The organism is Streptomyces sp. NPDC046860, from assembly GCF_040645115.1.
Taxonomy (GTDB): domain Bacteria; phylum Actinomycetota; class Actinomycetes; order Streptomycetales; family Streptomycetaceae; genus Streptomyces.
Genome location: NZ_JBEYXQ010000005.1, coordinates 1 through 22,752, shown reverse-complemented (window position 1 = coordinate 22,752; position 22,752 = coordinate 1). Strand labels below are relative to the sequence as shown.

Below are 22,752 nucleotides of genomic sequence, written 5' to 3'. Positions count from 1 at the left end.
CAGACCCGGCCCGAACTGACGCTTCTCCCCTCTTCCGCTCCGGCCGATGGCTACACCGCCATCGGCCGGTCGTGCGGAGAGATCGGCGCCTGCAGCCACGACTCGCCCGTCAGATAGCGGTCCACCGCCGCCGCCACCGCCCGGCCCTCCGCGATCGCCCACACGATCAGCGACTGTCCGCGCGCGGCGTCCCCGGCGGCGAACACCCCCGGCACACCGGTGGCGAAGTCCCCGTCCCGCGCGAGCGTTCCGCGCGGCTCCGTCCGCAGCCCCAACTGGTCGATGAGCCCGTCCGCCCGGTCCGGCCCGGAGAAGCCGAGCGCGAGCAGGACCAGGTCGGCGCGCAGCACCCGCCCGGTACCGGCGACCGGCTGCCGCCGCTCGTCCACCTCCACCAGATGTAGCTCCTTCACCCGCCCCCGCTCGTCCCCGGTGAAGCGGAGCGTCGACGCCGCGAACAGCCGGGCGTCCGCGTCCGCCACGGGCGCGGTCCGCAGCTCACCCGCCTCCTCGTGCGCGCCCGAGAGACGGTAGAGCTTCGGATACGTCGGCCACGGCTCCGCCTCCTCGTCCCGCTCCTCACCCGGCTGTGCGTAGATGTCCAGCTGGGTCACGGACGCGGCGCCCTCGCGCACCGCCGTGCCCAGGCAGTCGGCACCGGTGTCGCCGCCGCCCACGATCACCACATGCCGGCCCGCCGCCGAGAACGGGTTGACCTCCAGATCCCCCGCGCACACCCGGTTGGCCGGCGGCAGATACTCCATCGCCTGCTGGACACCGGCCAACTCCCGCCCGGGCACGTCCAGTTCCCGCCACGCCGTGGCTCCGGTGGCGATCACCACCGCGTCGTAGCGCGACCGCAGCTCCGGCGCCGGCACGTCCCGGCCCACCGCCGTCGACGTACGGAACCGGGTCCCCTCCGCCCGCATCTGCTCCAGCCGCCGGTCCAGGGAGCGCTTCTCCATCTTGAACTCGGGGATGCCGTACCGCATCAGGCCCCCGATCCTGTCGTCCTTCTCGTACACCGCCACGGTGTGCCCGGCCCGCGTCAGCTGCTGCGCGGCGGCGAGCCCGGCCGGCCCCGATCCGATCACCGCGACCGTCTTTCCGGACAGCCGGTCCGGCGGCCGGGGCGGCACCAGCCCCTCCTCCCACGCCCGCTCGGCGATCGCCCACTCGACGTTCTTGATCGTGACGGCGGGCTGGTTGATGGCCAGCACGCATCCCGCCTCGCAGGGGGCCGGGCACAGCCTGCCGGTGAACTCGGGGAAGTTGTTCGTCGCGTGCAGCCGCTCGCTCGCCGCCCGCCAGTCCGACCGCGCCACCAGGTCGTTCCACTCGGGGATCAGGTTCCCCAGCGGACAGGCGTCGTGGCAGAAGGGGACCCCGCAGTCCATGCACCGGTTCGCCTGCGCGCTGACGATCGGCAGCAGCGCCCCCGGCACGTAGACCTCGTCCCAGTCCCGGACCCGTTCCACCACGGGCCGCCGCGGCCACTCCTGGCGCGGTGTGCTCATGAACCCCTTGGGATCGGCCATGGGCGTCTTCCTCGCGGACGTGTACCGGGGCACCACGGGCGCTGGAGGTGCCTCGGGCCGTGCGGCGGCGGGCGGGGGCACACCGGGCTGTCGCCCGGCACGGGCACAGCCCCCTCCCGGCGGTCTTCCGGCCACGATACGTCGCCGGTGACCCCCGCGCAGGGCGGCGGACGGCACCTTTCCGCATCGCCCGCACGGCCGGTCCGCACTGCAGGTCCGCACCGTCGGACCTGCGGTCTCTCGCTCCACTCCCGTCACTCCTGACCCCGCGCTCGTACCGGCTCCACCGCTCCGGTCTCCACTGCCCCGCTCTCCTCCGCTCCCGCCTCGACCGCGCCGGCGGTCCGTGCCCGTACCGGGAGGCCCGCCCGCCAGTCCCGCAGCACCCCGTCCACCGCCCCGCCGATCCGGGCACGTGCCTCGCGCCTGGGCACCCCGCTCATCAGCAGCCGGTCGTACGGCGTGTCCAGATGCCGTACGGACGCCACCACCGCCGAGGTCACCGCCGCCTCCGTCAGCGCGCGTCCCGCCGCGCTCCGGCCGACCCGGCCGCTGCCCCGCAGCGCCGCGTGCTCGGCGACCGCCCGTGCCCGCCCGGCCGGGCAACCGGGGAACAGCCGCCCGATCTCCGCCGCGAACCGTGCGACGAAGACCTCGTCCGCCTCCGCCCTGCGCCGCGCGTCCCGCGCCCGCCGCCGCTGCCGTACCTCCGCGTCGGCCAGGCACCGCTCCTCGGCCCGCGCCAGCGCGGCCTCCTCCACCAGGAGCCCCTGGCGCTCGTACCGTCCCCGGCGCCGCGCGAACCGCACGACCACCGCCGACAGCGTGCTCTCCTCGCGCGCCCTGCGCGTGAGGGCGGCATCCCCGCGGGGCAGGAACACCAGGTGCCCCAGATCGGCGCAGTCGAGGCAGCGGGGCACGCCGTCCTCCAGTACCAGCAGCGCCAGCGGACCCTGCCGGCAGGCCGCGCAGTGCTTGCGCCGCACCGGCTGGACCACCACCGGGCCGCCCGCGGTGTCGGGCGGGGCGGGGGAGCGTGGGCTCCCGGTGCGTGCGCGATGTGCCATACGCGGTTCATTCCCCCTCACCGGCCGGCCCTCCCGCGCGGACCCGTGCTCGGCTCCTCCTCTCCCTCGTTCTCCGGCTCTCCTCGTCCCACTCCTGTCCTCGCCCGTCCCACCTCCTGTCCTCGCCCGTCCGGCTTCCCGGCATCATGTGCGTGTGCGACTCGAAGCGATCACCTGGGAGCGGCTGGCCGGACGGCTGGCCGACCGGATTCTCGCGCTGGAGCCCGCCGACGGCGGCTCCTGGCCGCGCGTGGCCCTCGACGGGGCACCCGCCGCCCGGACGGGAGACCTCGCTGCCCTGGTGGCCGAGGCGCTCCGGGTACGGGGCCGGCCCTCACTGACCGTCGGCGCCGAGGACTTCCTGCGCCCCGCCTCCCTCCGCCTGGAGCACGGGCGGCGGGACGAGGAGTCGTACTACAGCGACTGGTTCGACACCGGCGCGCTGTGGCGGGAGGTCCTCGGGCCGCTGGACGCCGGGGGCGACGGACGGGTGCTGCCCGACCTGTGGGACCCGGTCACCGACCGCGCCACCCGCAGCCCCTACGTACAGATCCCGCCCGGCGGGGTGCTACTGCTGCACGGCCCCCTTCTCCTGCGGCACTGGTTCCCCCTCGACCTGACCGTCCACGTCCTGCTGTCACCCGGCGCCCTGCGCCGTCGCACCCCCGAGACCGACCACTGGACGCTCCCCGCCTTCGCCCGCTACGAGACGGAGACCGACCCCGCCGCCACGGCCGACGTCCTGGTGCGCGCCGACGACCCGCGCCACCCCGCCTGGAGCGGCTGACCCGAGGAGCCGGGCCCGGTGCACCGGGCCGTGGCGCCGCCCCGGGTCCTCCGGGGTCTCAGAACCAGCCGTTGCGCCGGAAGCCCCGCCAGAGCGTGACGCAGGCCAGCGCGGTGACGCCCATGATCACCGGGTAGCCGTAGTGCCAGCGCGCCTCCGGCATGTACTCGAAGTTCATGCCGTAGACCCCGCAGACCATCGTCGGCACCGCGACGATCGCGGCCCAGGCCGTGATCTTCCGCATGTCCTCGTTCTGCGCCACCGTCACCTGCGCCAGATGCGCCTGGAGGATGGAGTTGAGCAGTTCGTCGAACGCGGCGATCTGGTCCTTGGCCCGTATCAGATGGTCCATCACATCGCGGAAGTACGCCTGTATCTCCGGGTCGACCACCTTCATGGGCCGGGTGGCCAGGTCCTCCACCGGGCGCACCAGCGGCACCGCGGCCCGTTTCAGTTCGAGCAGTTCGCGCTTCAACTGGTAGATCCGCCCCGGGTCGGCCCGCGCGCCCGCCTCCGAGAAGACGTCCGTCTCGACCTGCTCGACGTCACCCTGCACCGCGTCCGTCACGTTCAGGTACTCGTCCACCACATGGTCCGCGACGGCGTGCAGCACCGCCGAGGGACCTTTGGCGAGCTGGTGCGGACGCGACTCCAGTTCCTCGCGCAGCGGCCCCAGCGAGCCGTGGCGTCCGTGCCGCACGGTGATGACGAAGTCCTCGCCGACGAACACCATGATCTCGCCGGTGTCCACCACCTCGCTGGTCGCCGTCAACTGCTCGTGCTCCACGTAGCAGACCGTCTTCAGCACCGCGAAGAGCGTTTCGCCGTACCGCTCCAGCTTCGGGCGCTGGTGGGCCTCCACGGCGTCCTCCACCGCCAGCGGATGCAGGTCGAACAGCTCGGCGATCCCGGCGAACTCCTGTGTCGTCGGCTCGTGCAGACCCAGCCACACGAAGCCGTCGCCCGTGTTGCGGACCGTCTTGACCGCGTCCACCAGGTCGGCGGAGCCCGGCACGCGTATCCCGTCCTTGTAGATCACGCAGTTCACGACCGAGGAACCCAGCGGGGACCTGGCCGGGTGGCTCAGGTCCACACGCGGCCGGCGCCGGGCCAGACCGGCCACCTTGCGCAGGCCGCCGACCTTGCTCAGCTTCGTCACTTTCCGCAGATTCCCCGCCATCGACATCTGGATCTCCTTGCCTGGATCTCCGCACCTGACACCCTTCGTGTCCCGCCCGGTCAGTGTGCCAGTCCGTCGAGAGCGCCGGGAAAGCCTGTGGGAATCTCGAATTCCGCTTGGTTGCCGCCTGTGGACGGAGGGTTGCCCGCGCCGGTCGCGGCCCCTGGCTGGGACGATGCGGGACATGACGCGATCCGACGGATACCTCCTGGACAACCGGCAGTCCGAGGCGGGCGAACGCTTCGACGCCTTCGCCTCGCTCTTCGACCCCGCCACCTTCCGCCACCTCGAACGCCTCGGCGTCGGCCCCGGACAGCGCTGCTGGGAGGTCGGCGCCGGAGGCCCCTCGGTGGTCTCCTGGCTCGCCCGGAAGGTCGGTCCCACCGGCACCGTCGTCGCCACCGACATCGACACCTCCCGCCTCGGCACCGTCGCCCGCCCGCCGGTGGAGATCCGCACCCATGACGTGGGTGCCGAAGAGCCGCCCGGCGGCGGCTTCGACCTCGTGCACGCCCGGCTGGTCCTCGTCCATGTCCCGGACCGGGAGAAGGCGTTGAGGTCCATGATCGACGCGCTGCGGCCCGGCGGCCGCCTGCTGATCGAGGACGCCGACCCGGCCCTGCAGCCCCTGGCCTGCCCCGACGAGCACAGTCCCGAGGAGCGGCTCGCCAACCGGCTCCGCCAGGGCTTCCGCCGGCTCCTCGCCGAACGCGGCGCCGACCTCTCCTACGGCCGCCGCCTGCCCCGCCTGCTGCGCGAGGCGGGCCTGCGGCAGGTCGAGGCCGACGCGTACTTCCCCCTCACCTCGCCGGCGTGCACCGCGCTCGAACTGGCCACGGTCCGTCAGATCCGGGGCCGGATCGTCGAAGCCGGACTCGCCACCGACGAGGACGTCGACCGCCACCTGGCCAACGTCGCGGCCGGCGGCATGGACCTGGCCACCGCCCCGATGATCTCGGCCTGGGGCCGCAAAGCCTGAACCGCCGCGATCTCACGGGGCGTCCGGCGCCCGCCCGTCGCCGTCCGGGCGCGGCGGCCGGCCGCCCACCCGCTCCACCGCCCGGGCCCCCGCCCCGCAGCCCCGCCCCACCGCCTCCTCGACGCCCGCGCCCGCGACCAGGGCCGCGAGGAACGCGCCGGTGAACGCGTCCCCGGCACCGGTGCTGTCCCGGGCCCGCGCCGGCACCGCGGGGACCCGGGCGCACACGGCTCCCGACCGGGCCACCAACGCCCCCTCGGCCCCCGACTTGGCCACCACCACCGGCCCGAGCCCGCTCAGCCGCGCCGCCGCCCCGGCCCAGTCGGACATCCCCGTGAGCAGGCACGCCTCGTCCCGGCTGGGCAGCAGCACATCGAGCCGCTCGGCGAACCGGAGGAACCGCTCCGTGCCGTACCGGGCGAGGAACCCCGCCGACGCCGGGTCCAGGCTGACCGGCACACCCCGCGCCCGCGCCGCCGTCAGCGCCGCCTCGGCCAACGCCCGGCTGGACTCGGCGAACAGCAGATACCCCGACAGATGCAGCCGGGCCACCCCGTCGAGCAACGCCTCCGACCAGTCGGCCGGTTCCAGCCGCAGCGAGGCCCCGCTGGAGGTCAGGAAGGTGCGCTCGGCCGCCGCCTCGCCGTCGACCAGGCAGATCACCGTGCCGGTCGGTTCGGCCGGGTCAACCACCAGCCGCGGCCGCACCCCGGCCGCCAGCAGCTCCCGCTCGTGCCAGCGCGCCGCGTCCGTGCCCACCCGCGCGAGCAGCCGTACGTCCGCGCAGCCCGCCTCGGCTGCCCAGCACGCCACGTTGGCGCCCGCCCCGCCCGGCAGGGTACGGATCACGGCGGCGGTGTCGGTGCTCGACGCGAGCGGCCCCCGGTGCCGGGCCACCACGTCGGTGATCACGTCCCCGACGACCAGCAGCCCTCCCTCCGGGCGGGCGCTCACCTCATCGCCCACGCCGTGGCGATCCGCGCCGCCAGCTCCACATTGCCGCGCACCGCCGCCAGGTTGGCCCGCAGCGAGGCCCCGTCCGTGTGCCGGACCAGATGATCCAGCAGGAACGGCGTGACGGCCTGGCCGGTGACGCCCTCCGCCTCGCAGGCGCTCAGCGCCTCGGCGAGCACACGCGCGTGCAGCCCGGGATCGAGCTGTTCGTCCTCCGGGACGGGGTTGGCCACGATCAGGGCCGACTCCGGTGCGCCGAGCGCGTCCTGGGCCCGCATCACCGCCGCGACCTCTTCCGGAGCCCGCAGCGTCCAGTCCACCGGATGGCCGGAGTCGGACAGATAGAAGCCGGGGAACCGCTCGGTGCGGTAACCGGCGACGGACACGCCCAGCGTCTCCAGGCGCTGCAGGGTGGCCGGAACGTCCAGGATCGACTTCACGCCCGCGCACACCACGGTGATCCGGGTCCGGGCGAGCAGCCCCAGGTCGGCCGACTCGTCCTGGGTCTCCGTCCACCGCCGGTGCACACCGCCCAGCCCGCCGGTCGCGAACACCCGGACGCCCGCGAGAGCCGCCAGACAGGCCGTCGCCGACACCGTGGTCGCCCCGCTCGCCCCCGCGGCCATGGCCAGGGGCAGGTCCCGGTCGCCCAGTTTGCGGATGCCGTCCTCGTTGGCGACCCGCTCCAACTGGTCCTTGTCCAGGCCGACATGGGGTCGCCCGTCGAGCACGGCGATCGTCGCCGGCACGGCTCCCTCGCGCCGGACCACGTCCTCCAGCTCCAGCGCGACCTGGAGATTGCGCGGGCGTGGCAGCCCGTGCGCGATGATCGTGGACTCCAGGGCCACCACCGGCCGTCCGGTGCCTGTCGCCTCCCGGACCTCCTCCGACAACACCAGCACCATGCGCCCGCCTCCCGTCAGTCGCCTCCCCTCATGTCTGGCGGGTGCGCCCCCCGGCTAAACGCCCCGCCCCGACACCGGCGGACACGGCGCGCGCGAGCGGACTCAGAACAGTGGCTCGGGCAGCACGCCCTCCAGCGCCAGCAACTGCCGCTTCGTCTCCAGCCCGCCTCCGAACCCGCCGATCCCGCCGTCGCTCTCCACCACCCGGTGGCACGGCACGACGACCGGCAGCGGATTGGCGCCCATCGCCGTCCCCACCGCCTGCGCCGCGCCCGGCTGCCCGACCCGCCGGGCCAGATCGCCGTAGCCGACCACCGCGCCGTACGGAACGCCGTCGGCCAGCTCGCGCAGCACCGCACGGTTGAAGCCGGAGATCAGCGACCAGTCCAGCGGCAGGTCGAAATCCCGGCGCTCGCCCGCCAGATACGCCCCGACCTGCTGTATCGCCTCGGCCAGCAGCGGTGCGCCCGGCTCCCGCACCGGCGGGGTGCCGTACCGCGCCGCCAGCCGGGCCAGGGCGCGCTCGCACACCGGGCCGGTGGCGTGGAAGACGACGTTGACCAGGCCCTGGCGGGTCGCCGCCAGCATCAGCGGGCCGATCGGGCTGTCCACGACCGCCCACACGACCCGCTGTCCGTCCTGCCCGTGACTGTCCATGCCGCCCACGGTACGACCCGCCACCGACACCCCCCCCCGGACCGGCGGCCGGTCTCAGTCGGCGTTCAGCGCATCCCGCACCACGTCCGGCTTGTTGGTGATGATCCCGTCGACGCCGTAGCCCTTGACCTGCCGGGCCGTGGCCGCGTCGTTCACCGTCCAGGTGAACACCCGCATCGGCTTGCCGTGCGGCCCCTTGAGCGCGTGCACGGCCGAGACGTAGCTCTCGGAGGCGGTCGTGTACGAGGGGTTGATCATGTCCGTGAACCCGGCGTACCCGCTCAGCTCCTCGGTCTTGGGGCTGCCCAGGTATCCGGTGGTCAGCGCGGGCTTGAGGTCGTGGACCGCGCGGAGGCTGTCCGTGCTGAAGCTCTGCACGATCAGCCGGCTCCGGTGCGCGCCGTTCAGCCAGCCCTGGTTGCTCAGCGTCTTCAGGATCTGCGCCTCGATGCCGGGGTACAGCTCGGGGTTCTTGATCTCCAGCAGCAGCTTCTCGTGGTTGCGCTCGACCCGGCGCATGTACGTCTCCAGCGTCGGCACGCGCGCGCCCGCGTAGGAGGGCGAGAACCAGCTCCCCGCGTCCAGCTTCGCGATCTCGGCCGCCGTGAAGTCCTTCACCTTCCACGGCGCCCGGTCGGGGAAGACGTCCTCGACGTTCGTGGTGCGCGCCAGGTTGTCGTCGTGGATGATGACCAGCCTGCCGTCCTTGGTGCGCTGCACGTCGTTCTCCACCCAGGAGAAGCCCAGCTCCGCCGCCTTGTCGATCGCGGCCAGCGTGTTCTCGGGCGCGTACGCCGAGGCCCCCCGGTGGGCGATCACTGTGGGCTGGGCGGTCCGGGCGAACCGGGCGTCGGAGTCGGGGCTCAGCAGGACCGCCGCACCCAGGGCGGCGACGGCGGCCGCGGCGGTGACTGCGTGCGCATGCATGCGTACTCCTCTTGTCCGGCGGACATCAACAGCACCAGAGTGACGCCAGAGCGTCAACAGCACACAGGCGCAGAACGGCCACACGATGAACGGCCGAGACCAAGTCCGCACACCGGTGCCGCACATGTGGGTAAAGGCCGTGTTTCTTTGCCGGAAAATCATTCGACCATTCCGGTGGCAGCCATACTCTCAGCGTCAGCCCGGACCGCCGCAGCGGCCCTGGACAGGGGGGAACATCGCGTGTGTTCCACAACGCGAGAAGGCGGAGGGACAGCCGCGCATGCGAGGCACGATCGACGGATTCAGCTACGGGGTCGTCACCCCTGTCGTGGGTTATGTGATGGCCTGCCTGGGAGGTGCCCTGGGCCTGCGCTGCACCACCCGCTCCCTGCTGGTCACCCATTCCTGGCGGCCCGCCTGGCTGGCCCTCGGATCGACCGCGATCGGCTCCGGCGTCTGGACCATGCACTTCATCGCCATGATGGGCTTCTCCATCGACGAGACGCCGATCCACTTCGACAAGCCCACCACCTTCGCCAGCCTCGGCCTGGCCATCGTCATGGTGGGAGTCGGGATCTTCATCATCGGCTACCAGGGCGCCACCGGCACCTCACTCGTCACCGGGGGCACGATCACCGGGCTCGGCATCGCCTCGATGCACTACCTCGGCATGGCCGGTATGCGCTTCGACGGACGGTTCGTCTACGACCTCCCGGGCGTCGTCGCGTCCGTCGTCATCGCCGTCGTGGCGGCCAGCGTCGCCCTCTGGGCCGCCGGACACGTCAGGGGCCTCCTCGGCAGCATCGGCGCCAGCCTCGTCATGGGCCTCGCCGTCAGCGGCATGCACTACACCGGCATGGCCGGACTCACCGTCCACCTGCACGGCACCCCCGACACCGGCACCAGCGGCTCCCCGGCCGCCGCGCTGGCGCCGATCCTCATCGGCCCCCTCGCCCTCCTGGTCCTCGCGGCCGTCGTCGTGGTCTTCGACCCGCTGATGATCAAGGGCGCGCCGCCGCGCGTCCCCGAGAAGGACAAGCCGGGTGTCCCAGCCACCGACGTGCCCTCCCACCAGCGGCTCCGCGCACCGCAGAGCCTCAGCCGCCGGCCGGTCCACGTCGACGCCCACGCCTCCCGCACCCCCCAGCGCCACTGACTCGACCCCCGTTGTCAGTGCGGGGTCGTACGGTTGATTCCATGCGGCCCGTTTCAAAGATCGAACGCACGGTGGCGCCCTTCGAGGTCGTCAGCCCCTACCAGCCCAGCGGCGACCAGCCCACGGCCATCGCCGACCTGGCCAAGCGCGTGCGGGGCGGCGAGAAGGACGTCGTGCTGCTCGGCGCGACCGGCACCGGCAAGTCCGCCACCACCGCGTGGATGATCGAGAAGCTCCAGCGCCCGACCCTGGTGATGGCGCCGAACAAGACGCTGGCCGCCCAGCTGGCCAACGAGTTCCGCGAGCTGCTCCCGAACAACGCGGTCGAGTACTTCGTCTCGTACTACGACTACTACCAGCCCGAGGCGTACGTCCCGCAGTCGGACACCTACATCGAGAAGGACTCCTCGATCAACGAGGAGGTCGAGCGCCTGCGCCACTCGGCGACGAACTCCCTGCTCACCCGGCGTGACGTGATCGTGGTCGCCTCCGTCTCCTGCATCTACGGCCTGGGCACGCCGCAGGAGTACGTGGACCGCATGGTCTCCCTCAAGGTCGGTGAGGAGATCGACCGGGACGAGCTGCTGCGCCGCTTCGTCGACATCCAGTACACGCGCAACGACACGGCCTTCACCCGGGGCACCTTCCGGGTACGCGGCGACACCATCGAGATCTTCCCGGTCTACGAGGAGCTGGCCGTCCGCATCGAGATGTTCGGCGACGAGATCGAGGCGCTGTCCACGCTGCACCCGCTCACCGGCGAGATCATCAGCGACGACCAGCAGCTGTACGTCTTCCCCGCCTCCCACTATGTCGCCGGCCCCGAGCGCATGGAGCGCGCCGTCAACGGCATCGAGAAGGAACTGGGGGAGCGCCTGGCCGAGCTGGAGAAGCAGGGCAAGCTCCTGGAGGCCCAGCGCCTGCGCATGCGCACCACCTACGACATCGAGATGCTCCGCCAGATCGGCACCTGCTCCGGCGTGGAGAACTACTCGATGCACTTCGACGGCCGTCTGCCCGGCTCGCCGCCGAACACCCTGCTCGACTACTTCCCGGACGACTTCCTGCTCGTCATCGACGAGTCGCACGTCACCGTCCCGCAGATCGGCGCCATGTACGAGGGCGACGCCTCCCGCAAGCGCACCCTGGTCGACCACGGCTTCCGGCTGCCCTCCGCGCTGGACAACCGCCCGCTGAAGTGGGAGGAGTTCCAGGGACGCATCGGGCAGACCGTCTACCTGTCGGCGACCCCGGGCGCCTACGAACTCTCGCGCGGGGACGGCGTGGTGGAGCAGATCATCCGCCCGACCGGCCTGGTCGACCCCGAGGTCGTGGTCAAGCCCACCGAGGGGCAGATCGACGACCTGGTGCACGAGATCCGGACGCGCACCGACAAGGACGAGCGCGTCCTGGTCACCACGCTCACCAAGAAGATGGCCGAGGACCTCACCGACTACTTCGTGGAACTCGGCATCCAGGTCCGCTACCTGCACAGCGACGTAGACACCCTGCGCCGGGTGGAACTCCTGCGCGAGCTGCGGGCCGGTGAGTACGACGTCCTGGTCGGCATCAACCTGCTGCGCGAGGGCCTCGACCTGCCCGAGGTGTCCCTGGTGGCCATCCTCGACGCCGACAAGGAGGGCTTCCTGCGCTCCGGCACCTCGCTGATCCAGACCATCGGCCGCGCGGCGCGCAACGTCTCCGGCCAGGTCCACATGTACGCCGACAAGATCACCCCGGCGATGGAGAAGGCCATCGACGAGACCAACCGGCGCCGCGAGAAGCAGGTCGCGTACAACAAGGCCAACGGCATCGACCCCCAGCCGCTGCGCAAGAAGATCAACGACATCGTCGCGCAGATCGCCCGCGAGGACGTCGACACCGAGCAGCTGCTCGGCACCGGCTACCGGCAGCAGAAGGACGGCAAGGCGCCCAAGGCTCCCGTCCCCAGCCTCGGGGGCGCGGCCAAGGCCAAGGCGGGCAAGACCAAGGCCGCGGGCAAGAGCACGCCCACGGACCAGCCGGCCGCCGAACTCGCCGCACAGATCGAGGAGATGACGGACCGGATGCGCGCCGCCGCCGCGGAGCTCCAGTTCGAGATCGCCGCCCGTCTGCGCGACGAGGTGTCCGAGATGAAGAAGGAACTGCGCCAGATGCGGGAGGCAGGCATCGCCTGACCCTCCAGACCCGCCCGGACCTCGGCATACGCGCCCAGTGTTGCAACACCGACACAAAGCGCGGGCCGGGGTTCGGCACGGTCGGCGACCCTGCGTAGGGTTCTGGGCAACCGCGCCGTGCGCGGCAACAGGGGAAAACCGAGAGGGGATTCAGCCGTGACCGTCAACATGACCAAGGGCCAGGCCATCAGCCTGGAGAAGAAGGACGGGGCCACCCTTACCGCGGTGCGCATGGGTCTCGGCTGGCAGGCGGCGAAGCGACGCGGTCTGTTCGGCACGCGCACCCGCGAGATCGACCTGGACGCCTCGGCCGTCCTGTTCGCGGAGAAGCAGCCGGTCGACGTCGTCTTCTTCCGTCACCTGGTGAGCGACGACGGCTCCGTCCGTCACACCGGCGACAACCTCGTGGGCGGTGTCGGGCAGGGCGGCGACGACGAGGCCGTCCTCGTGGACCTGCAGCGGGTCCCGCCGCACGTCGACCAGATCGTCTTCACCGTGAACTCCTTCACCGGGCAGACCTTCCAGGAGGTGCAGAACGCGTTCTGCCGCCTGGTGGACGAGACCAACGGACAGGAGCTGGCGCGCTACACCCTCGCGGGCGGCGGTGCGTACACCGCGCAGATCATGGCCAAGGTGCACCGCGCGGGCTCCGGCTGGACGATGACCGCGCTGGGCGAGCCCGCCAACGGGCGCACGTTCCAGGACCTGATGCCCGCGATCCTCCCGCACCTGTAGGGGCACCCGCGCGGGGGCGCACGAGCACATGACACAGGGGGGCGACGGCGATGGGGGCGGAACTGGCTCGGGGGCAGAACCACCCGCTGCCCCGGACCCGGCTGGAGATCCTGATCTCGGCCGAGGTGCCCGTGCTCGCCGCCGCCGCTCTCTGTGACGAACAGGGGCGCGTCGACGACGTCCACCGGATCGTCCATCCCGGCGCCCCCGTCCTCCCCGGCGTCGAGGTATCGGCCGCGGTGACCGCCGGGCCCGGCCTCCGCGTCGACCTGAACGCGCTGCCCGAGGCCGTCCACCGGGTCACGGTGCTGCTGGCCCTGCCGGAGCACACGGGCGGTGAACTCCGGTTCGGTGCGACCGCCGCCCCGCTGACGCGGATCACCGGCGACGACGGCACCGAGATCGCCCGCTTCGTGCTCACCGGCCTGGACGCCGAAGCGGCGGTCGTCGCACTGGAGCTGTACCGCAGGCAGGGCGGCTGGAAGGTCCGCGCGGTGGGTCAGGGCTACGCGGACGGCCTCGCCGCCCTCCTCGCCGACCTGGGGCTGCCCCAAGCCCTGCAGGCCGCCCGAGCCATCGGGGAGGCGGCACGCCCCGCCGTACCGCGGCCCTCGACGCCCGAGGCCCGCCCCTCCACCGGACCGGTCGACTACACCCACCCCCGGCGGCGCGAGGCCCAGGCCGTCCCGGAGGAGGAAGCGCCGCACCCCGCCGCGGGCGACGCGGCGGGCTGGTCGATGGAGGAACGGCTCTACAACCAGGTCTGGGGCATGTTCGAAGACCTGGCCCGGTCGACCGCCGCCCTGCGGAGCGCGGCCGACTTCGCCGCCGCCCGCCTGGACCGAGAACTCGACGCGGCCCTCGCCGACCCGCGCGCCAGGATCGGCGGGGCCGCCGACGCGGCGCGGGAGGCGGCCCGGGCCAAGCACGACGAACTGGTCGGCCGGGCACGGGCGGCCTACGACCGCGACCTTGCCCAGCTCACCGCCGAGTCGGAGGTCGTGGAGCCCGCCCTGCCGCCCGCGTACGCCCGCTGGGACAACCCGGTGTGGCACGCGCACCGGATGCCGGACGAGCCGCCCCGGGCCGTGCGGCTGGGCGACCTCCACCTCCCCGAGAGCGCGCCCCTGCGCATCCCGATGCTGGTCAGAATGCCGCTGGAACGGGCCCTGTGGGTCGACAGCGGTGCCACACCAGGCGACTTCACCGACCCGGCGGAGCGGCGCCGGCGTGCCCTGGAGGTGGCGGTGGCCCTGGCCGCGCGGCTGCTCGCCGTGCACCCGGCGGGGGAGTTCGCCGTCCAGGCCGTCGACCCGGCCGGCAGCGGCGCCGGGCCACTCGGCACGCTGGTCCGGACGGGCACGCTCACCGGAGCGCCCGCGCGCGGCGCGGCGGGTGCGGCGCAGACACTGGAAGCGCTCACCCGGCGGGTCGACCTGGTGCGCATGGCGGTCGGCGGCGGCGCGGCCGAAGCGCTCCCGGACGGTATCGACACCGCCCGGCTGCTGCTGATCGTCAACGACTTCCCGCAGGGTTTCGACGACCGGGCCCTGACCCGTCTCCGCTTCCTCGCCGACGAGGGGCCGGCGGCCGGGGTCCACCTGCTGCTGGTCGCGGACCGCGCGGACGCCGAGGCGTACGGGTCGTTGCTCGATCCGCTGTGGCGTTCGCTGATGCGACTCACCCCCTCGCCCGACGACCATTTCGCCGATCCCTGGGTCGGCCACTCGTGGACCTTCGAACCCGCACTCCCTCCGCAGGGCAGTGAGGTCGTCCAGCGGGTGCTCGGCACGGTCTCAGCAGCCAGGATCAAGGAAAGGTAAAGAACCTCTGAGCTGCTGACTTGGTCTTTATTTTACCTTTCTCTTTACTGTTCCTTGGTGATTGCGCTACTGTCTTCGTGCGGAGGGGAGTACTCCCTGATGCGGCGCACCCGTCAACACGGATCGACGTGGATCCCGGGGCGCCGGCCCGTTCCCCGGGTGGAAGAGACCTCCGGCAGCGACAACGCTGATGTTTGCCGTGACGTGATGCCGGAGGTGCAGTGGACGTCTCTGTGACCCTGTGGGTCCTGACCATCGTGGGGCTAGCCGCCCTGATCGCCGTGGACTTCTTCATCGGCCGCAAGCCGCATGAGGTGTCCATCAAGGAAGCGGGCATCTGGACAGCCGTCTGGATCGCCCTGGCCGGACTCTTCGGCCTCGGACTGCTCTACTTCGGCGGCGGACAGCCCGCCGGGGAGTTCTTCGCCGGTTTCATCACCGAGAAGTCCCTGAGCGTCGACAACCTCTTCGTCTTCGTCCTGATCATGACGAAGTTCGCGGTGCCCGCGCAGTATCAGCAGCGGGTCCTGCTCTTCGGTGTGCTGATAGCTCTGGTCCTGCGCGCCGTCTTCATCGCGGCCGGCGCGGCGATCATCGCCAGCTTCTCGTGGGTGTTCTTCATCTTCGGCGCCTTCCTCATCTGGACCGCCTGGAAGCTGATCCAGGAGGCCCGCGCCGACCACGAGGACGAGGAGTACGAGGAGAACAAGCTCCTGAAGGCCGCCGAGCGCAGGTTCGGTGTGGCCGACCGGTACCACGGCACCAAGCTGTGGATCGAGGAGAACGGCAAGCGGGTCATGACCCCGATGCTGGTCGTGATGCTCGCCATCGGCACCACCGACGTGCTGTTCGCGCTGGACTCCATCCCCGCGATCTTCGGCCTGACGCAGGACCCGTACATCGTCTTCACCGCGAACGCCTTCGCCCTGATGGGTCTGCGCCAGCTGTACTTCCTCATCGGCGGTCTGCTGAAGAAGCTGGTCCACCTGTCGTACGGCCTGTCGGTCATCCTCGGCTTCATCGGCGTCAAGTTGGTGCTGCACGCCCTGCACGAGCTCGGGGTGCATGTCCCCGTGATCAGCATCCCGGTCTCCCTGGGCGTGATCTGCGGCGTGCTGGTCATCACCACGATCACCAGCCTCATCGCCTCCCGGAAGCAGGCCGCCGCCGAGGCGGGCGGGGGCGACAACGCCACCAAGGACAGCATCGACGCCTGACCCGTGAACCCGTGAGCCGAAGCCGCTCCGCGCGGAAGGCGCCCCGTACCGGCCCCTTCCGCGCGGAGCGGCCCGGCTTCAGCACCCCCGTCCAGCCCCGCCGGGACCGCGGCGGACCGCGAGACGAACGGAATGCGAACCCTGTACGCCTCTGCCACCATCACTGCATGATCACTCGGCTCAGGTCGCTCGCCACGCGGTGGACGTTCCTCGTGCCGGTGCTCGCGATCGTCCTGCTCGCCCTCACCTGGGGCCGTGATCTGCCCGGACCGGTCGTCGCCCTGGTCACCGTCGTGCTCGCCGCGTCCGTCCTGGCCGCCGTGCACCACGCCGAGGTCGTCGCCCACCGGGTGGGCGAACCCTTCGGCTCCCTGGTGCTCGCCGTCGCCGTCACCATCATCGAGGTGGCACTGATCGTCACCCTCATGGCCGACGGCGGGGACAAGAGCTCCACCCTGGCCCGCGACACGGTGTTCGCCGCCGTGATGATCACCTGCAACGGAATCCTCGGCATCTGCCTCCTGGTCGCCTCGCTGCGCCACGGCACCGCCGTGTTCAACCCCGAGGGGACCGGAGCCGCCCTGGCGACGGTCGCCACCCTGGCCACCCTCAGCCTGGTCCTGCCCACCTTCACGACCAGCAAGCCCGGCCCCGAGTTCTCGACCGTGCAACTGACGTTCGCGGCCCTGTCGTCCCTCGTGCTCTACGGCCTCTTCGTCGCCACCCAGACCCTGCGGCACCGCGACTACTTCCTGCCGGTCAGCAGGGAAGGCGGGATCATCACCGCCGCCGACCACGCGGCGCCCCCGTCCGCCCGCAGCGCCTGGATCAGCCTCGCCCTGCTCGGCCTCGCCCTCGTCGGCGTGGTCGGGCTCGCCAAGGGCGTGTCACCCACGATCGAAGCCGGAGTGGAGGGCGCGGGCCTGCCCCACGCCGTCGTCGGTGTGGTCATCGCCCTGCTCGTGCTGCTGCCCGAGACCATCGCCGCCCTGCGCGCGGCCCGCCGCGACCGGGTGCAGACCAGCCTCAACCTCGCGCTCGGCTCCGCCATGGCCAGCATCGGTCTGACCATCCCGGCCGTCGCCCTGGCGTCCGTCTGGCTGTCGGGACCGCTGGTGCTGGGCCTCGGCTCCACACACATGCTGCTGCTCGCGCTCACCGTGGTCGTCGCCTCGCTCACCGTCGTGCCCGGCCGGGCGACCCCGCTCCAGGGCGGCGTCCACCTGGTCCTGTTCGCCGCCTACCTCGAACTCGCCCTCAACCCGTAGGCGTCCGACCGGCCGGTGAGGCGCCCTGCCGGCCCGTGATAGACCGGGTGCGAGCGGCGGCCGCCGACAGGCCGCCCCGACGCACCGGAGGGAACGACCGTGCCCCGCACCCTGGCCAGCGCCCCGATCATGATCCTGAACGGGCCCAACCTGAACCTCCTCGGCCAGCGGCAGCCCGAGATCTACGGCAAGGACACGCTGGCCGACGTGGAGGCCCTGTGCGCTCAGACGGCGGCCGCCCACGGCGGCACGGTGGACTGCCGGCAGTCCAACCACGAGGGCACGCTGGTGGACTGGATCCACGAGGCGCGGCTCGACCACGCCGGGATCGTCATCAACCCCGGCGCCTACTCCCACACCTCGGTGGCGATCCTGGACGCGCTCAACACCTGCGACGGCCTGCCCGTGCTGGAGGTGCACATCTCCAACATCCACCAGCGCGAGACCTTCCGGCACCACTCCTACGTCTCGCTGCGCGCCGACGGCGTCATCGCGGGCTGCGGCGTACAGGGGTACGCCTTCGCGGTCGAGCGGGTCGCCACGCTGCTGGGATCGGCGCGGGCGGACGCCTGAGCACCGCCCGCCGCCGGGGACCGGCTCACCAGCCGCGCGCGTGCCACTCCGGCAGGTGCGGGCGCTCGGCGCCGAGGCTGGTGTCGTCGCCGTGGCCGGGATAGACCCAGGTCTCGTCCGGCAGCGCGTCGAAGATCTTCGTCTCGACGTCGCGGATCAGGCTGGCGAACGCCTCGGGGTCCTGGTGCGTGTTGCCGACGCCGCCGGGGAAGAGGCAGTCGCCGGTGAAGACGTGCGGGTGCCCGTGCGGGTCGTCGTAGACCAGCGCGATGGAGCCGGGCGTGTGGCCGACCAGATGGCGCGCGGTCAGCTCGACCTGGCCCACCCGGATGACGTCCCCGTCGTCGACCCGCACATCGGTGGCGACCGGGATGCCGGCGGCGTCCTCCCGCCCGGCGTAGGTACGGGCGCCCGTGGCCCCGACGACCTCGCCCAGCGCCTGCCAGTGATCGCCGTGCCGGTGCGTCGTGACGACGGAGGCGATGCCGTCCCGGCCGATCATGGTGAGAAGGGTCCGCGCCTCGGCGGCCGCGTCGATCAGGAGCTGTTCGTCGGTGGCCCGGCAACGCAGCAGATAGGCGTTGTTGTTCATCGGGCCGACCGCGACCTTCGTGATCATCAGGTCTTTCAGCTCGTGCACGTCCGCCGGTCCGCCGACCCTGACCTCGCCGCTGTACGTCATGGCGATCAGCCTATAGCGGTACGGGGGTTGGCGGCCCGGCATGGCGTCACAGCGGAGGGAGCGCGGGCAGCTCGCCGCCCTTCACCTCCAGCGCGGTCCCGGCGCGGCGCCCGGCGAGCCAGCCCAGCAGGTCGGCCGGGGTGCCGGTGACGGTGACCTCGGGGTCGGCCGCCTCCTGTCCCGTGCTCCACGCGCGCGTGCCGTCGCCGAGCAGCGTGGGCGGCACGCCGGGGTGCCCGAGGAAGCGCAGTGCCAGGACCTCCGACTCGCGCTCGGTGAACTCGGCGGGAAGATCCTCCAGCTCGTAGCCGATGCCGAGGTCGACGTGGTGCAGCTCCACCTCGGCCCAGCGCCGGAACGGCAACCGGGCCGCGACGTCTGTAACGCCGTTGCGCAGCTCCACGACCCTGTTCCAGTCGCCCGGAGCCGACCCCGCCGCGTCGAAGCGGGCGGCGCTGTCGCGCACGTCGGTGAGCTGGACGTCGAGCGGCCGCGGGGCGCCCCGCTCGATGTCGCTGTCGCGAGCCTCGGCGCTCACGTACATCGGGCGGCCCCCGAGGACGTTCACGAGTGCGTCGGCGTTACGGGCCACGTGGGCGAGGACGTGGCCGCGGGTCCAGCCCGGAAGCCGTGACGGCTCGGCCAGTGCCGCGTTGTCCAGTGCGGAGGCCGCGCTGAGCAGCCGGTCCGTCGCTTCACGTACACGTTCCAGGTCATGAGCGTGATCGGTCATGGACTCAGACCCTAGCCGGACCACACCTTCGGGTGAAGGTGGGCAACTTCCTCCGTAATTCGAAAGCACGTGCTATATCGTCGGAGGCGGCGTCGGGCATGCTGGATAGCTGGGGATTGTTATGCATCCGGGAATCCGACCGGCGTTGTCAGTGGCTCCCCCTAGGCTCGAAGAAGCACGGGGCCTCGGCCCCTGTCACTTCTCTGAAGAAAGGTGCGGACCGGCGTGGCCGACCGTCTCATCGTCCGTGGCGCGCGCGAGCACAACCTGAAGAATGTCTCGCTCGACCTGCCTCGTGACGCGCTCATCGTCTTCACGGGCCTGTCCGGGTCGGGCAAGTCCTCCCTGGCCTTCGACACCATCTTCGCCGAGGGCCAGCGCCGCTATGTGGAGTCGCTCTCCTCGTACGCCCGCCAGTTCCTCGGGCAGATGGACAAGCCCGACGTCGACTTCATCGAGGGCCTCTCGCCCGCGGTCTCGATCGACCAGAAGTCGACCTCGCGCAACCCGCGCTCCACGGTCGGCACCATCACCGAGGTCTACGACTACCTGCGCCTGCTCTTCGCGCGCATCGGCAAGCCGCACTGCCCCGAGTGCGGTCGCCCGATCGCGCGCCAGTCGCCGCAGGCCATCGTGGACAAGGTGCTGGAGCTGCCCGAGGGCAGCCGGTTCCAGGTCCTGTCCCCGCTCGTGCGGGAGCGCAAGGGCGAGTTCGTCGACCTCTTCGCCGACCTCCAGACCAAGGGCTACTCCCGCGCCAGGGTCGACGGACAGACCATCCAGCTGTCCGAGCCGCCGACGCTGAAGAAGCAGGAGAAGCACACCATCGAGGTGGTCGTCGACCGCCTCACGGTGAAGGACTCCGCCAAGCGCCGGCTCACCGACTCCGTGGAGACCGCCCTCGGCCTGTCCGGCGGCATGGTCGTGCTCGACTTCGTCGACCTCCCCGAGGACGACCCCGAGCGCGAGCGCATGTTCTCGGAGCACCTCTACTGCACGTACGACGACCTCTCCTTCGAGGAGCTGGAGCCGCGTTCCTTCTCCTTCAACTCGCCCTTCGGCGCCTGCCCCGAGTGCACCGGCATCGGCACGCGCATGGAGGTCGACCCCGAGCTGATCGTCCCGGACGAGGACAAGTCCCTCGACGAGGGCGCGATCCACCCCTGGTCGCACGGCCACACCAAGGAGTACTTCGGCCGCCTGGTCAACGCCCTCGCGGACGCGCTCGGCTTCCGTACCGACATCCCCTTCGCCGGGCTGCCCCAGCGCGCGAAGAAGGCCCTGCTGTACGGCCACAAGACGCAGATCGAGGTCCGCTACCGCAACCGGTACGGGCGGGAGCGGGTGTACACCACGCCGTTCGAGGGCGCGGTGCCCTTCGTCAAGCGGCGGCACAGCGAGGCCGAGAGCGATGCCAGCCGCGAGCGCTTCGAGGGCTACATGCGCGAGGTGCCCTGCCCCTCCTGCGAGGGCACGCGCCTGAAGCCGATCGTCCTCGCGGTCAGCGTCATGGGGAAGTCCATCGCCGAGGTCTCCGCGATGTCGATCAGCGACTGCGCGGACTTCCTGGGCGAGCTGAAGCTGAACGCCCGCGACAAGAAGATCGCCGAGCGCGTGCTGAAGGAGGTCAACGAGCGGCTGCGCTTCCTGGTCGACGTCGGCCTGGACTACCTCTCCCTGAACCGCGCGGCGGGCACCCTCTCCGGCGGCGAGGCCCAGCGCATCCGGCTGGCCACCCAGATCGGCTCCGGCCTGGTCGGCGTCCTCTACGTCCTGGACGAGCCCTCCATCGGTCTCCACCAGCGCGACAACCACCGGCTGATCGAGACCCTGGTCCGGCTGCGCGACATGGGCAACACCCTCATCGTGGTCGAGCACGACGAGGACACCATCAAGGTCGCCGACTGGATCGTGGACATCGGCCCGGGCGCCGGTGAGCACGGCGGCAAGGTCGTCCACAGCGGTCACCTCAAGGAGCTGCTCGCCAACGCCGAGTCGCAGACCGGCCAGTACCTCTCCGGCCGCAAGTCGATCCCGCTCCCGGACGTGCGCCGCCCCCTGGACCCGTCCCGGCAGCTCGTCGTGCGCGGTGCCCGGGAGAACAACCTCCAGGACATCGACGTGTCCTTCCCGCTGGGCGTGTTCACGGCCGTCACCGGCGTCTCCGGCTCGGGCAAGTCGACCCTGGTCAACGACATCCTCTACACCCACCTGGCCCGCGAGCTGAACGGCGCGCGCAACGTCCCCGGGCGGCACACGCGCGTGGACGGCGACGACCTGGTGGACAAGGTCGTGCACGTCGACCAGTCGCCCATCGGCCGTACCCCGCGCTCCAACCCGGCCACCTACACCGGCGTCTTCGACCACGTCCGCAGGCTGTTCGCCGAGACCACCGAGGCGAAGGTCCGGGGCTATCAGCCCGGCCGTTTCTCCTTCAACGTCAAGGGCGGCCGCTGCGAGAACTGCTCGGGCGACGGCACGATCAAGATCGAGATGAACTTCCTCCCGGACGTCTACGTCCCGTGCGAGGTCTGCCACGGTGCCCGGTACAACCGGGAGACCCTGGAGGTCCACTACAAGGGCAAGTCCATCGCCGACGTGCTGAACATGCCGATCGAGGAGGCCACCGACTTCTTCGAGGCGGTGCCCGCGATCTCCCGGCACCTGCGGACCCTGAAGGACGTCGGCCTCGGCTACGTCCGGCTCGGCCAGTCCGCGACCACCCTGTCGGGCGGTGAGGCGCAGCGCGTCAAGCTCGCCAGCGAGCTGCAGAAGCGCTCCACCGGCCGCACGGTCTACGTCCTGGACGAGCCGACCACCGGTCTGCACTTCGAGGACATCAGCAAGCTGCTGAAGGTCCTCTCCGGCCTGGTCGACAAGGGCAACACGGTCGTCGTCATCGAGCACAACCTCGATGTCGTCAAGACCGCGGACTGGGTCATCGACATGGGCCCCGAGGGCGGTGCGGGCGGCGGCTTCGTGGTCGCCGAGGGCACGCCCGAGGAGGTCGCGGCGGTTCCGGCCAGCCACACCGGCAAGTTCCTGCGCGAGATCCTCGGCGCCGACCGGGTCAGCGACTCGGGCCCGGTGAAGCCCGCGCGTGCCACGGGTGCGCGGAAGACGGCCAAGGCGACCGCCAAGAAGACGGCGTCGTCGGCCAAGGTCAACAACACCGCGACGGCCAAGGCCGCCCCGGCCAGGAAGACGGCCGCCAAGAAGGCGACGCGGAGCAGCAAGTCCTGAGCCCCGTCCGCCGGACCGGCCCTTCGTCAGACTGGACCGGCCCTTCGTGAGAGCGGCGGGGGGGGGGGGGGGGGCCCCCCGGGCCGGCCCCCCCGCGGACGCCCGGCACCGCCCCCCCCCCCCCCGGCCGCGCGCGGGGGGGGCGGCCCCC

19 protein-coding genes are annotated in these 22,752 nt (G+C 71.8%); 10 read left to right on the top strand and 9 right to left on the bottom strand.

Features of this window, described 5'->3' with window-relative positions; translation table 11 throughout:
- Positions 1–50 precede the first annotated feature (50 nt).
- A complete protein-coding gene (locus tag ABZ898_RS09315; RefSeq protein WP_361654777.1) occupies positions 51–1,538 on the bottom strand; it encodes a glutamate synthase subunit beta in 1,488 nt (495 codons plus the stop codon).
- A gap of 254 nt (positions 1,539–1,792) precedes the next feature.
- Positions 1,793–2,605 (bottom strand): DUF2293 domain-containing protein, encoded by an 813-nt coding sequence (locus ABZ898_RS09310; protein WP_361654774.1) that lies wholly within the window; start codon positions 2,603–2,605, stop codon positions 1,793–1,795.
- 154 nt (positions 2,606–2,759) lie between these two features.
- On the opposite strand from ABZ898_RS09310, the gene ABZ898_RS09305 reads away from it, so the two are divergent.
- Positions 2,760–3,392, top strand: a complete 633-nt coding sequence (locus ABZ898_RS09305; protein ID WP_361654771.1) for a uridine kinase — start codon at positions 2,760–2,762, stop codon at positions 3,390–3,392.
- 58 nt (positions 3,393–3,450) lie between these two features.
- Here ABZ898_RS09305 and ABZ898_RS09300 read toward each other — a convergent pair whose 3' ends face one another.
- Positions 3,451–4,578 carry a magnesium and cobalt transport protein CorA gene (locus ABZ898_RS09300; RefSeq protein ID WP_361654768.1) on the bottom strand — a complete coding sequence of 376 codons (1,128 nt, stop codon included), beginning with the start codon at positions 4,576–4,578 and terminating at the stop codon, positions 3,451–3,453.
- A gap of 178 nt (positions 4,579–4,756) precedes the next feature.
- Between ABZ898_RS09300 and ABZ898_RS09295 the strand changes: the two genes are divergently transcribed.
- The gene (locus ABZ898_RS09295; protein WP_361654765.1) at positions 4,757–5,551 is read left to right on the top strand and encodes a methyltransferase domain-containing protein; all 795 of its coding nucleotides are present in this window, start codon (positions 4,757–4,759) and stop codon (positions 5,549–5,551) included.
- A gap of 12 nt (positions 5,552–5,563) precedes the next feature.
- Here ABZ898_RS09295 and ABZ898_RS09290 read toward each other — a convergent pair whose 3' ends face one another.
- The 4 genes from ABZ898_RS09290 to ABZ898_RS09275 all read right to left on the bottom strand — a co-directional run bounded on the left by ABZ898_RS09290 (position 5,564) and on the right by ABZ898_RS09275 (position 8,994).
- Positions 5,564–6,517 carry a PfkB family carbohydrate kinase gene (locus ABZ898_RS09290; protein ID WP_361654762.1) on the bottom strand — a complete coding sequence of 318 codons (954 nt, stop codon included), beginning with the start codon at positions 6,515–6,517 and terminating at the stop codon, positions 5,564–5,566.
- Positions 6,502–7,410 (bottom strand): pseudouridine-5'-phosphate glycosidase, encoded by a 909-nt coding sequence (locus tag ABZ898_RS09285; protein ID WP_361654759.1) that lies wholly within the window; start codon positions 7,408–7,410, stop codon positions 6,502–6,504. Before ABZ898_RS09285 ends, ABZ898_RS09290 begins: the two co-directional genes overlap by 16 nt.
- Before the next feature lie 102 nt (positions 7,411–7,512).
- Positions 7,513–8,067, bottom strand: a complete 555-nt coding sequence (locus ABZ898_RS09280) for a methylated-DNA--[protein]-cysteine S-methyltransferase (RefSeq protein ID WP_361654756.1) — start codon at positions 8,065–8,067, stop codon at positions 7,513–7,515.
- Positions 8,068–8,121: 54 nt separating this feature from the next.
- Entirely contained in the window at positions 8,122–8,994 is an 873-nt protein-coding gene (locus ABZ898_RS09275) for a glycerophosphodiester phosphodiesterase family protein (RefSeq protein ID WP_361654753.1), read from the bottom strand.
- Positions 8,995–9,274: 280 nt separating this feature from the next.
- Here ABZ898_RS09275 and ABZ898_RS09270 point away from each other — a divergent pair, with 280 nt between their 5' ends.
- The 7 genes from ABZ898_RS09270 (at position 9,275) to aroQ (ending at position 17,943) form a co-directional block, all read left to right on the top strand.
- Entirely contained in the window at positions 9,275–10,150 is an 876-nt protein-coding gene (locus ABZ898_RS09270) for an MHYT domain-containing protein (RefSeq protein WP_361654750.1), read from the top strand.
- Between the two features lie 41 nt (positions 10,151–10,191).
- Positions 10,192–12,327 (top strand): excinuclease ABC subunit UvrB, encoded by a 2,136-nt coding sequence (gene uvrB, locus ABZ898_RS09265; RefSeq protein ID WP_361654747.1) that lies wholly within the window; start codon positions 10,192–10,194, stop codon positions 12,325–12,327.
- A gap of 156 nt (positions 12,328–12,483) precedes the next feature.
- On the top strand, positions 12,484–13,062 hold the full coding sequence (locus ABZ898_RS09260) for a TerD family protein (protein ID WP_361654744.1): 579 nt from the start codon (positions 12,484–12,486) through the stop codon (positions 13,060–13,062).
- A gap of 50 nt (positions 13,063–13,112) precedes the next feature.
- Positions 13,113–14,885: a TerD family protein gene (locus ABZ898_RS09255; protein WP_361654741.1), complete on the top strand. Its 1,773-nt coding sequence runs from the start codon at positions 13,113–13,115 to the stop codon at positions 14,883–14,885.
- A 221-nt stretch (positions 14,886–15,106) separates the two neighbouring features.
- Positions 15,107–16,102 (top strand): TerC family protein, encoded by a 996-nt coding sequence (locus ABZ898_RS09250; RefSeq protein WP_361654738.1) that lies wholly within the window; start codon positions 15,107–15,109, stop codon positions 16,100–16,102.
- A gap of 167 nt (positions 16,103–16,269) precedes the next feature.
- Entirely contained in the window at positions 16,270–17,370 is a 1,101-nt protein-coding gene (locus ABZ898_RS09245; protein WP_361654735.1) for an ionic transporter y4hA, read from the top strand.
- 99 nt (positions 17,371–17,469) lie between these two features.
- A complete protein-coding gene (aroQ, locus tag ABZ898_RS09240) occupies positions 17,470–17,943 on the top strand; it encodes a type II 3-dehydroquinate dehydratase (RefSeq protein ID WP_361654733.1) in 474 nt (157 codons plus the stop codon).
- Positions 17,944–17,968: 25 nt separating this feature from the next.
- Here aroQ and ABZ898_RS09235 read toward each other — a convergent pair whose 3' ends face one another.
- Positions 17,969–18,625 carry an MBL fold metallo-hydrolase gene (locus ABZ898_RS09235; protein WP_361654730.1) on the bottom strand — a complete coding sequence of 219 codons (657 nt, stop codon included), beginning with the start codon at positions 18,623–18,625 and terminating at the stop codon, positions 17,969–17,971.
- A gap of 46 nt (positions 18,626–18,671) precedes the next feature.
- Entirely contained in the window at positions 18,672–19,358 is a 687-nt protein-coding gene (locus ABZ898_RS09230; RefSeq protein ID WP_361654727.1) for a maleylpyruvate isomerase family mycothiol-dependent enzyme, read from the bottom strand.
- Between the two features lie 225 nt (positions 19,359–19,583).
- On the opposite strand from ABZ898_RS09230, the gene uvrA reads away from it, so the two are divergent.
- Complete coding sequence (gene uvrA / locus ABZ898_RS09225) at positions 19,584–22,601, top strand: excinuclease ABC subunit UvrA (protein ID WP_361654725.1); 3,018 nt, start codon at positions 19,584–19,586, stop codon at positions 22,599–22,601.
- The last annotated feature ends 151 nt before the right edge of the window (positions 22,602–22,752 follow it).

Bases quoted from the DNA above. Each gene is read 5' to 3' on its own strand.
- ABZ898_RS09295 (WP_361654765.1), top strand. From the start codon at position 4,757: ATGACGCGATCCGACGGATACCTCCTGGACAACCGGCAGTCCGAGGCG.
- ABZ898_RS09310 (WP_361654774.1), bottom strand. From the start codon at position 2,605: ATGGCACATCGCGCACGCACCGGGAGCCCACGCTCCCCCGCCCCGCCC.
- ABZ898_RS09300 (WP_361654768.1), bottom strand. From the start codon at position 4,578: ATGTCGATGGCGGGGAATCTGCGGAAAGTGACGAAGCTGAGCAAGGTC.
- ABZ898_RS09285 (WP_361654759.1), bottom strand. From the start codon at position 7,410: ATGGTGCTGGTGTTGTCGGAGGAGGTCCGGGAGGCGACAGGCACCGGA.
- ABZ898_RS09270 (WP_361654750.1), top strand. From the start codon at position 9,275: ATGCGAGGCACGATCGACGGATTCAGCTACGGGGTCGTCACCCCTGTC.
- ABZ898_RS09315 (WP_361654777.1), bottom strand. From the start codon at position 1,538: ATGGCCGATCCCAAGGGGTTCATGAGCACACCGCGCCAGGAGTGGCCG.
- ABZ898_RS09255 (WP_361654741.1), top strand. From the start codon at position 13,113: ATGGGGGCGGAACTGGCTCGGGGGCAGAACCACCCGCTGCCCCGGACC.
- ABZ898_RS09230 (WP_361654727.1), bottom strand. From the start codon at position 19,358: ATGACCGATCACGCTCATGACCTGGAACGTGTACGTGAAGCGACGGAC.
- ABZ898_RS09235 (WP_361654730.1), bottom strand. From the start codon at position 18,625: ATGACGTACAGCGGCGAGGTCAGGGTCGGCGGACCGGCGGACGTGCAC.
- ABZ898_RS09275 (WP_361654753.1), bottom strand. From the start codon at position 8,994: ATGCATGCGCACGCAGTCACCGCCGCGGCCGCCGTCGCCGCCCTGGGT.
- ABZ898_RS09245 (WP_361654735.1), top strand. From the start codon at position 16,270: ATGATCACTCGGCTCAGGTCGCTCGCCACGCGGTGGACGTTCCTCGTG.
- uvrB (WP_361654747.1), top strand. From the start codon at position 10,192: ATGCGGCCCGTTTCAAAGATCGAACGCACGGTGGCGCCCTTCGAGGTC.
- ABZ898_RS09280 (WP_361654756.1), bottom strand. From the start codon at position 8,067: ATGGACAGTCACGGGCAGGACGGACAGCGGGTCGTGTGGGCGGTCGTG.